Below are 8,751 nucleotides of genomic sequence, written 5' to 3' on the forward strand. Positions count from 1 at the left end.
CCGGCTTTAAGACTGGCCGGTTCTTTTTCCGCCGGTTTCTCCATATTATTTTCAGTTTTATTCTTTTCTTCTGGCATGTTATTAATCAATGATTTTAATGGTTAATATTTTGAACTTAAAATTTAAGGCCGCCTTCCTTCGCCCCCTCGGCTAAAGTTTTTACCCGGCCATGATATTTATAACCGCCGCGGTCAAAAACAACTTGTTTTATTTTTTTATCCGCCGCTTTTTTGGCAATTAATTTGCCCAACTCAAAGCTAACATCCTTTTTGGAATCGCCGCCTTTATTTTTTGCCGCTTCTTTGCTGTGGGCGCTGGCCAAAGTCTTCCCCGCTTCATCATCAATCAGCTGGACATACATCCCGCGATTTGATCTAAAAACGCTCAAACGAGGCCTTTTTTTTGTGCCGGCTACCCTGGATCTGATTCTGGCCCGCCTGACAGCGCGGTTTATATTTTTTTTCCTATTTTTATCCATAAAATTATTCTTTAGATGCCGTCTTTCCGGCTTTTCTCCTTATAACCTCGCCGCTATACTTAATGCCCTTGGCTTTGTAGGGGTCGGGAATTCTGAATTTTTTTATTTTTGCGGCGGTCTCCCCCACTAATTTCTTTTCCAAACCCTTCAAGGTAATAACATTTTCTTCCACGCTTGCCGTTACTCCTTCCGGAAGATTGTATTCAATCGGATGGGAAAAACCCAAGTTAAGAACCAACTTGTTCCCGCTTACAGCCGCGCGATAACCGACGCCGCTTATTTCTAATTTTTTTTCAAAGCCCTCATTAACGCCGATTACCAGATTGTTAATCAAACTCCGGTATAACCCCCACAAAGATTTTTCCCTTTTTTCTTGCGGATTTTTAACGCTTACTTTTATTTCTCTATCTCCTATTTCCACCTTTGCTAAATCATTCAGCTTTTCCCTTATTTCCCCTTTGGGGCCTTTGACAATAATAAAACCTTTCTCAATTTTAGCTTGAGTTCCGGCTGGCAATTCAATTGGCAATTTTCCTAAACGTGACATAGATGATACACAAAGTTAATTTCAGCACAGATCACAGATAAACGATTATCATAAAGAAAAACACTTATCTGTGATCTGTGTCGTTAATATATTTCGCAAATAACTTCTCCGCCAACGCCTTTTTTCTTGGCTTCTTTGTTGGTCATAAGGCCCTGCGGCGTAGAAATTATAGCTATTCCCAAATTATTTAAAACTTTCGGCAACCGGTCTTTTTTGGCATAAATCCGCAAACTGGGTTTGCTCACCCGCTTTAGGCAGCTTATGGCCGGCCGGCCGCTCTTCTTATACTTTAAAACAATCCTTAATTGGTCAAAAACACAGCCGCTGTCTTTTTGATTTTTGGGAAAACCCCCTCTTATCATTTCCACTTCTCCCACCCAGCCCTCTTTTTCTAAAATTTTAGCGACTCCCAGCTTCATCTTGCTCATAGGCAAAATCACCTCGCTCTTCCTTACGGCTGAAGCGTTTCTTATTCTTGTTATCATGTCGGCGATTGAATCTACCATAAAAATAAATATAAAAATATAAAAATAAAATAATATAAAAATATAAAAATAAAATAATATAAAAAATGACGCAATATATTTTTGATTTTTTATTTTTTATTTCTACCCCACTTTAGTGGGAGTTAAAATGTTTGAATTCATCTTCTTAACTCTGACTCCCCGCAATTCTGACGGGGTGAAAAAGTCAGGAAGAATACTTAAATTATTTTTTTATTTTATTATTTTATTATTTAAATTACCAAGAGGATTTTTTTATCCCCGGCAAATCTCCATTATCGGCCAATTCCCGAAAACAAATGCGGCATAAACCGAAATCGCGCATAAATCCGTGGTTGCGGCCGCAACGCCAGCAACGCCTTACCACTCTGGTGGAAAATTTCGGTTTTCTTTTTGCTTTTGCGATTAACGCTTTTCTTGCCATATATTTTACTTAGTTTCTTTTATATCCGCCTCTTCGCGCTTTAAGGGGAAGCCCAGAAGCTTTAGCAATTCCAAACTTTCCTCTTTATTCTTGGCGGTAGTGGAAATAATAACTTCCAGGCCATGGATATTTTCAACAGAATCATGAGAAACTTCCGGAAAGGCCAGATGTTCCTTGAACCCAATGGTTAAATTTCCTGTTTTATCAATTGATTTTTCCGCCAAACCGCGGAAATCCCTTACTCTGGGCAAAGTGACGTTCACCAGTTTTTCCACAAAATCATACATGCGCGCGCCCCGCAAAGTCACCTTGGCTCCGATAACCATGCCTTCCCTTATCTTAAAAGCGGAAATTGCTTTTTTGGCCTTGGTTAAAACGCATTTCTGGCCGGTAATATCGGCTAAATTATTCTTAATATTATCAATATAAGCGCTGTCCTTATTAAAGCGCCCAAAGCCGACATTGACTACCGCTTTTTCAAGTTTTGGCGCCATAAAAATATTTTTATAACCAAACTTCTCTTTCAGCTGCGGCGCTATTTTTTTATCATATTTCTCTTTTAATCTCATATTTTTCTAATCAATTTCCTGCCGGCACTTCCTGCAAAATCTGATTTTTTTCTTTTTATTCTTTCCGCCGACGGTTAATTGTAAAAATTTAAAACCAACCCTTACCGCTTTCCCGCATTTCGGGCAAACCAAAGCGACTTTTGCCAAAGGCAACGGCGCCGGAAACTCAATCCTTTGCCCCTTTTCCCCCTGACGCCTGGGCCGCATATGCTTTATCAGCAAATTCAAGCCCTCCACGCTTACTTTGTTATAAGCGGGAAAAACCTGCAAAACCTTTCCGGTTTTGCCCTTGTCTTTGCCTGATAATATTTTCACTTTGTCGCCCTTTTTTATTTTCATACTTACAAAAGTTAAATGTCAATTGTTAACGGTTAATTGTTATTACAGCACCTCCGGCGCCAGCGAAGCAATCTTGAAAAATCCGGCCCGCCTCACTTCTCTGGCCACCGGGCCAAATATTCTTGTCCCCTTCGGCTCTTTTTTGTCTTTATCAACAATAACGCAAGCATTATCACTAAAACGCAAATAAGTTCCGTCTTTTCTTCTTATTTCTTTTTTTGTCCTTACAATAACGGCTCTTACCACGTCTCCTTTTTTAATGGCTGAATGCGGGGCGGATTCCTTAACGGAGGCCGTGATAATTTCGCTGACTCCGGCATAACGCTTTTTATATCCACCAAGAACTTTTATGCACATAACTTCCTTAGCGCCTGAATTATCCGCTACTTTTAATCTAGTTTGCACTTGTATCATATGAATATACTTATTAAACGAATTTAAACGAATGAACACAAAATATTTAAATAATCTTAACTCATCATTCGTGTAATTTCGTTTATATTCGTTTATTTTGTGTTATATATAACCCGCCATTTTTTATCTCTGCTTATCGGCCGGCATTGCTGAAACATTACCTTGTCTCCTTCTTTATACTGATTCTTTTCATCATGCACTTTATACTTTTTGCTGGCGGCATACCTTTTACCGTATTTGGAATTTTTCTTGATTCGATCCACTCTCACGACGATTGTTTTGTCCATTTTGTCGCTAACAACAAGACCATTAAACTTTTTTTTAAAAACTTCTTTCTTTTGGCTTAAGTTGTCTTTGTCTGTTTTTTCGTTTTTCATACTAAATAATATATTAATTCAACTTGCCCTTCCCTAGTCTCAACTTATTCAATAACGTAAGAACGCGGGCGATTGTTTCCCTCGTCTTCCTTATCTCCCGAATATTCTTCAATTGCTTATTGGCGTCTTTGAAACGCAAATCTCTCAATTTTTCCCTTGTTTGGGACAAAATTTTTTGCAATTCTTTCTCTTCTTTATTTTTTAATTCTTTAAATTCCATATTTATTCGCCTTATTTTTACTTACCCGTGTTTTTTAACAAACCGGCATTTTATCGGCAGCTTATGGGAAGCGAAAGTCATCGCTTCCTTTGCTTCCTTTTCGCTCACGCCCTCTATTTCAAATAAAATCATGCCCGGCTTCACAACCGCCACATAATGGTCTACCGCCCCCTTGCCTTTGCCCATTGGAATTTCTCCGCCTTTCTGCGTCACCGATTTATCAGGAAAAATTCTTATCCACATTTTTCCGCCTTTTTTTACATATCTGGTCAAAACCTTTCTGGCGGCTTCAATCTGCCGGGAAGTAATCCAATGAGCCTCCGCGGCCTTTAAGCCAAAACTGCCAAAACTAACTTCAACAAACCGGCTGGCTTTTCCGCCGCGTTTTACTTTATGGCTCTTCCTGTATTTAGTTTTTTTTGGCATCAACATAGATTACAAATTACAAATCTTTTACAAATATTACAAATGTCAGAAATCTATTTACAATTTTTAAATATTATCGTTATAAATTTCTAATTTCTCCCGTCGTAACCGGATCCCGCCCACAGCCCCGCTTTAGCGGAGCCTCGCCTTTGGCCACCGCATTTTGCGGGGTCACGCCAAAGGGCGACGACGGAACGTGGCCAAAAATATTTTAATAATTACTTAATATTTCTAACTTTTCTTTGCCCCAACAATCTCGCCCTTTTTTGTCTCCTCTTTCTTAAAAACTTCCCCTTTATAAATCCAAATCTTCACGCCAATGCTTCCATAGGTGGTATGGGCCGTCCCCCGAGCATAATCTATATCGGCCCGCAGGGTGTTCAAAGGAACTTTGCCGGAAACCAACTTTTCCGTCCGGGCGATTTCCGCTCCGTTTAAGCGGCCGCCTACTACCACTTTAACTCCCAAGGCCCCGGCTCTTTCCACCCGGCTTATGGCTTGTTTCATTACCCGTCGGAAAGGCATTCTTTTTTCTATATCCATAACCATTGACTGCAAAACGATTTGGGCGCTCAAATTGGGCCTGTCCACTTCGGAAATATTTAAATTAATATCCCCCCGGCGAATTCCGCTGGGACGGGACAAAAACTTTTCGTGTATTTTTTTCTTTAAATCCTCGGCGCCACTGCCTCCCCGGCCGATAATTATGCCCGGTTTAGCCGTATGGATGTTTATGTTAATCTTGTTGACGCTCCGTTCAATCTCCACTCTGTCCACACCCGCCTCTCTTAATTCTTTCAATAAAAATTTTCTTATCCGCACATCCTGCTGAATACTCTTTATATATTTTTCACCACTGCCAAACCAGACCGATGGCCAAGTCTTTGTTATTCCCATTCTTAATATTTTTGGATTAACCTTTTTTCCCATTTTTTTAATCTCCAGCTTTTAGTTTTAGCCCCACCAAAAAAATCCTAACACCTAATAGCTAAAAGCTAACAGCTTATTAAATTATCCACTTTTTCTCCGGAAAACTTTTTTCATAAAACCATGGCTGCCCCCGCCCTCGATTTTAGTATGTTTGCCGCTTCCTTCCGATTTTAAATCAACTATTTCTTTGCCTTTTTCTCCTTTCAGATCGGGCGAAATTTTTTGCTTCTTTTCCTTTTTTTCTCCTGTCTTTAGGCCTTCCGCTTCTTTGGCTGCCACGTTTAATCTGACCGGGGCTTCTAATTTTTCTTTCCGCGCCTTTTTCTTTCCGCTTATCTTTATCTCCGCCAAAACCAAGCTTATGTGGCTCATTCTCTTCCTGATGGGAGTGGCGCGGCCATGCGCTTTAGGCTGCCAGCGTTTTAAAACCGGCCCTTCATCAACCCGTATTTCTTTTATATATAAATTTTCCTTATCCAATTCATAATTGTTAACGGCATTGGCCACGCCCGAATCCAGCAATTTTTTTATCGGCAAGGACGCTTTTTTATTTATAAATTTCAACTGCTCCAAAGCCCGGCCAGTAGCCGCTCCGCGGATGGCATCGGCCACCAAACGGACTTTTCTGGGCGACATTTTTATGAATTTTGCTTTCGCTTTTACTTCCATATTATTCAAAACGATTAGGTTGGTTACTTAGTTTGGGTAAACCCCGTTTAGAAAGAATAAAGTTTTCTAACGAGGTGAACCGTCAATTCTAACGCCACAAGTTAATATTTGGAAAATTCGGATTAAAGGATTTAATAAAAGGGTTGAAAAACCTCGGAAGACTGTTCCTGTAATTACTTACCCCCCTTTTTGTCTTTTCCCGCTCCGGCGCCGGCTCCTTCTTTGGCCTGGCCCTTGGCCATTTTTCCGCCATGGCCCACAAATTTTCTGGTAGGGGAAAATTCTCCCAATCTGTGGCCGACCATATTTTCCACAATGAAAACCGGGGTGTGCTGCCTGCCATTATGAACGCCAATGGTAAAACCCACCATTTCCGGAGTTATGATACAAGCCCTGTCCCAAACTTTTATTACGGTTTTATCTCCCTGCTTCAAAGCTTTTATCTTTTTTAATATTCTCGGGTTTACGTATGGACCCTTTTTCAAACTTCTTGACATAATGCTAGTTAATTAATTAATTAGTTAATTAGGTTTTCCCCTAATCACTAATTAACTAATTCCTAATTAACTACTATCTTCTCCCCTTGCCTCTTCTTTTTATAATAAACTTATCCGAATATCTGTTTTTTCTGGTTTTAACTCCCAAAGCCGGCTTGCCCCAAGGGGTTTTCGGATGCTTCAAGCCAATGGGCTGGTTGCCTTCGCCGCCGCCATGAGGATGATCAACCGGATTCATGGCTTTGCCGCGGACAGTCGGCCTTATGCCTAAATGCCGCTTTCGCCCGGCCGAACCTAATTTAATATGCCGCTTATCCGGATTGCTAACCTGCCCAATAGTGCAAAGGCATTCTTTGTTTACCAGCCTGATTTCTCCCGAAGGCATCCTGATTTGCGCGTACTTCCCTTCCACGCCCATGACGGAGATTGAATTTCCCGCGCCGCGGGCGATCCTGCCGCCCCGGCCCGGCTCCATTTCCAGATTATAGATGGCCACGCCGGCCGGAATATATTTAACCGGCATCGCGTTCCCTCTTTTTATTTCAATCTGTTTTTTTGAACTTAATATTTCCTCGCCGACACCCAAGCCAATAGGAGCGACCATATATCTTTTTTCTCCGTCCTTATAATTGAGGAGGGCGATTCTTGCCCCGCGGTTAGGGTCATATTCAATCGAAGCCACTTTTGCCGGAATGTCAAACTTATCTCTTTTAAAGTCAATCTGGCGGATATACCTCTTGGCCCCGCCGCCCCTGTGCCTTATGGTAATTTTACCTTGGGCGTTGCGGCCGCCTTTTTTCTTTTTAATTACTATTAAATTTTTTTCCGGTTTACTTTTGGTAATATCAGAAAAATCATCAAAAGTGGCTTGACGTCTTCCGGGTGTGGTTGGTTTTACTTTCTTTATTCCCATATTTACACTAATTAAACGAAATTAGACGAATAACACGAATTATTTTAAATCTTTTAATGTTTATTCGTTTCTTTCGTGCCGCTTCGTATCCTTCGTATATTTACACGCCTTCGTAAATTTTTATTGTTTTGCCCTCCGGCAGGGCCACGACCGCTTTTTTCCAATCCTTTCTCTTTCCAAAAATCCGGCCGCTGCGTATAGTTTTTCCCTTTCCTTTTATTATATTAACTTTGACCGGTTTTATGCCATAAACTTCTTCAACCGCTTTGGCTATCTCTATTTTATTGGCCTTCGAAGAAACCGCAAAAACATATTTATTCAAAACGCCCAAATTAGTCGCTTTTTCCGTAACCAGCGGTTTAAGTAAAATCCTATAAGCCCCGGAGAAATTATTTTTTCTTCCCTCTTCCTCTGTTTTCTCGTTTTTTTCAACTTTTTTAGAGGAAACCGGAACAGCTGAATTTTCCTCGTAAAGCTCCTTCATACTCTTCTTCTTTTCCTCTTTTTCGCCATTTCCAGATCTAACAACCTCTTTGGCCGCCCTTTTTTCTTCCTCTTTTTTCCCGAATAAACCCATATTATTTATTATATGTCTCTTCCAGCCTTTTAACGCCTTCAGCAGTCAAAATTAAATTTTTATATTTAAGCAAATCAACAATGTTTATATTTTCTAAATTAATAATTCCCGTTCCGCTTAAATTTCTTCCTGAATATTTAACTTTCTCATCTTTTCTGCCTGCCCCGTCTTGGCGGTGGCCTGCCCCGTCTTGGCGCGGATCGTTGATTATCAAAACGCTTCTTTTGATTTTTTTGTTTTTCTTTTCCTCTTTTTCTCCTTTCTCCTTGGCAACAATTTCTGGCTTTGAATTTTTATTCAAAACCTTTTCCGCTCCCCCTATTATTTTGTTAAAAACTTTGGTTTTATATTCGTCTATCTCCAATTTATCCATAACCAAAAAATTGCCGTTAGCTACCTTGTCGGATAAAACCATAAGAATCGCTTTCTTTCTCATCTTTTTATTGATATTTTTGGAAAAATTTCTGTCTTTGCGCGGCCCAAAAGTGACTCCGCCGCCGGTCCAGATCGGAGACCGGCTTGAACCGGCTCTGGCCCGGCCCGTGCCTTTCTGCCGCCAAGGCTTCCGTCCGCCTCCCCGAACTTCGCTCCTGTCTTTCGTATGAGCCAATACTTGGCGATTATTGGCCATCTGGGCCACCACCGCCTGATGGACTAAACCTTTATTTGCCGGTACGCCAAAAACCTTATCGGATAAATCCATCTCCCCGACTACTTCCGCTTTCTGATTGTAAATATTTATCTTAATCGGCATAGCCCGTAAGTCAAAAGTTTATAAAGTTATAAAGTTGAAAGTCTGCCTAAGAATTAGATTGTCTTTCTTGTTTTTTTTCTTCTTCTGGTTTTACGTCCTCTGTTTTTACATTTT

Annotated in this window: 15 protein-coding genes and 1 pseudogene; all 16 read right to left on the reverse strand. The window is 40.6% G+C overall.

The features are described 5' to 3' along the window. Positions 1-115: 115 nt before the first annotated feature. Positions 116-478 carry a 50S ribosomal protein L18 gene (gene rplR, locus PHQ42_04605; protein ID MDD5071984.1) on the reverse strand — a complete coding sequence of 121 codons (363 nt, stop codon included), beginning with the start codon at positions 476-478 and terminating at the stop codon, positions 116-118. A gap of 4 nt (positions 479-482) precedes the next feature. Then, positions 483-1,025: a 50S ribosomal protein L6 gene (gene rplF / locus PHQ42_04610; GenBank protein MDD5071985.1), complete on the reverse strand. Its 543-nt coding sequence runs from the start codon at positions 1,023-1,025 to the stop codon at positions 483-485. A gap of 83 nt (positions 1,026-1,108) precedes the next feature. Then, positions 1,109-1,537 (reverse strand): 30S ribosomal protein S8, encoded by a 429-nt coding sequence (rpsH, locus tag PHQ42_04615; protein MDD5071986.1) that lies wholly within the window; start codon positions 1,535-1,537, stop codon positions 1,109-1,111. A gap of 229 nt (positions 1,538-1,766) precedes the next feature. Next, positions 1,767-1,952 carry a type Z 30S ribosomal protein S14 gene (locus PHQ42_04620; GenBank protein ID MDD5071987.1) on the reverse strand — a complete coding sequence of 62 codons (186 nt, stop codon included), beginning with the start codon at positions 1,950-1,952 and terminating at the stop codon, positions 1,767-1,769. A 5-nt stretch (positions 1,953-1,957) separates the two neighbouring features. Continuing rightward, positions 1,958-2,521: a 50S ribosomal protein L5 gene (gene rplE, locus PHQ42_04625; protein ID MDD5071988.1), complete on the reverse strand. Its 564-nt coding sequence runs from the start codon at positions 2,519-2,521 to the stop codon at positions 1,958-1,960. A gap of 6 nt (positions 2,522-2,527) precedes the next feature. Then, a complete protein-coding gene (gene rplX, locus PHQ42_04630) occupies positions 2,528-2,860 on the reverse strand; it encodes a 50S ribosomal protein L24 (GenBank protein ID MDD5071989.1) in 333 nt (110 codons plus the stop codon). A gap of 42 nt (positions 2,861-2,902) precedes the next feature. Next, positions 2,903-3,274, reverse strand: coding sequence for a 50S ribosomal protein L14 (gene rplN / locus PHQ42_04635; protein MDD5071990.1), 372 nt, complete (start codon positions 3,272-3,274; stop codon positions 2,903-2,905). Between the two features lie 92 nt (positions 3,275-3,366). Then, complete coding sequence (rpsQ, locus tag PHQ42_04640) at positions 3,367-3,651, reverse strand: 30S ribosomal protein S17 (protein MDD5071991.1); 285 nt, start codon at positions 3,649-3,651, stop codon at positions 3,367-3,369. Positions 3,652-3,664: 13 nt separating this feature from the next. After that, complete coding sequence (gene rpmC / locus PHQ42_04645) at positions 3,665-3,871, reverse strand: 50S ribosomal protein L29 (GenBank protein ID MDD5071992.1); 207 nt, start codon at positions 3,869-3,871, stop codon at positions 3,665-3,667. 21 nt (positions 3,872-3,892) lie between these two features. After that, the gene (gene rplP, locus PHQ42_04650) at positions 3,893-4,303 is read right to left on the reverse strand and encodes a 50S ribosomal protein L16 (GenBank protein ID MDD5071993.1); all 411 of its coding nucleotides are present in this window, start codon (positions 4,301-4,303) and stop codon (positions 3,893-3,895) included. A 225-nt stretch (positions 4,304-4,528) separates the two neighbouring features. After that, positions 4,529-5,227: a 30S ribosomal protein S3 gene (gene rpsC / locus PHQ42_04655; protein MDD5071994.1), complete on the reverse strand. Its 699-nt coding sequence runs from the start codon at positions 5,225-5,227 to the stop codon at positions 4,529-4,531. Between the two features lie 342 nt (positions 5,228-5,569). Further along, positions 5,570-5,896, reverse strand: a pseudogene (gene rplV / locus PHQ42_04660) (50S ribosomal protein L22). Between the two features lie 173 nt (positions 5,897-6,069). Further along, the gene (rpsS, locus tag PHQ42_04665) at positions 6,070-6,393 is read right to left on the reverse strand and encodes a 30S ribosomal protein S19 (GenBank protein MDD5071995.1); all 324 of its coding nucleotides are present in this window, start codon (positions 6,391-6,393) and stop codon (positions 6,070-6,072) included. A 73-nt stretch (positions 6,394-6,466) separates the two neighbouring features. Continuing rightward, positions 6,467-7,306, reverse strand: coding sequence for a 50S ribosomal protein L2 (rplB, locus tag PHQ42_04670; GenBank protein MDD5071996.1), 840 nt, complete (start codon positions 7,304-7,306; stop codon positions 6,467-6,469). Positions 7,307-7,406: 100 nt separating this feature from the next. Further along, positions 7,407-7,676 (reverse strand): 50S ribosomal protein L23, encoded by a 270-nt coding sequence (rplW, locus tag PHQ42_04675; GenBank protein ID MDD5071997.1) that lies wholly within the window; start codon positions 7,674-7,676, stop codon positions 7,407-7,409. A 208-nt stretch (positions 7,677-7,884) separates the two neighbouring features. Further along, positions 7,885-8,637 carry a 50S ribosomal protein L4 gene (gene rplD, locus PHQ42_04680; GenBank protein MDD5071998.1) on the reverse strand — a complete coding sequence of 251 codons (753 nt, stop codon included), beginning with the start codon at positions 8,635-8,637 and terminating at the stop codon, positions 7,885-7,887. Positions 8,638-8,751 lie beyond the last annotated feature (114 nt).

Source organism: Patescibacteria group bacterium (assembly GCA_028711655.1).
In the GTDB taxonomy this organism is placed as follows: domain Bacteria; phylum Patescibacteriota; class Patescibacteriia; order Patescibacteriales; family JAQTRU01; genus JAQTRU01.

Coding starts and splice junctions, on each gene's coding strand:
- rplR (MDD5071984.1), bottom strand. CDS start 478: ATGGATAAAAATAGGAAAAAAAATATAAACCGCGCTGTCAGGCGGGCC.
- rplF (MDD5071985.1), bottom strand. CDS start 1,025: ATGTCACGTTTAGGAAAATTGCCAATTGAATTGCCAGCCGGAACTCAA.
- PHQ42_04620 (MDD5071987.1), bottom strand. CDS start 1,952: ATGGCAAGAAAAGCGTTAATCGCAAAAGCAAAAAGAAAACCGAAATTT.
- rplE (MDD5071988.1), bottom strand. CDS start 2,521: ATGAGATTAAAAGAGAAATATGATAAAAAAATAGCGCCGCAGCTGAAA.
- rplX (MDD5071989.1), bottom strand. CDS start 2,860: ATGAAAATAAAAAAGGGCGACAAAGTGAAAATATTATCAGGCAAAGAC.
- rplN (MDD5071990.1), bottom strand. CDS start 3,274: ATGATACAAGTGCAAACTAGATTAAAAGTAGCGGATAATTCAGGCGCT.
- rpsQ (MDD5071991.1), bottom strand. CDS start 3,651: ATGAAAAACGAAAAAACAGACAAAGACAACTTAAGCCAAAAGAAAGAA.
- rpmC (MDD5071992.1), bottom strand. CDS start 3,871: ATGGAATTTAAAGAATTAAAAAATAAAGAAGAGAAAGAATTGCAAAAA.
- rplP (MDD5071993.1), bottom strand. CDS start 4,303: ATGTTGATGCCAAAAAAAACTAAATACAGGAAGAGCCATAAAGTAAAA.
- rpsC (MDD5071994.1), bottom strand. CDS start 5,227: ATGGGAAAAAAGGTTAATCCAAAAATATTAAGAATGGGAATAACAAAG.
- rpsS (MDD5071995.1), bottom strand. CDS start 6,393: ATGTCAAGAAGTTTGAAAAAGGGTCCATACGTAAACCCGAGAATATTA.
- rplB (MDD5071996.1), bottom strand. CDS start 7,306: ATGGGAATAAAGAAAGTAAAACCAACCACACCCGGAAGACGTCAAGCC.
- rplD (MDD5071998.1), bottom strand. CDS start 8,637: ATGCCGATTAAGATAAATATTTACAATCAGAAAGCGGAAGTAGTCGGG.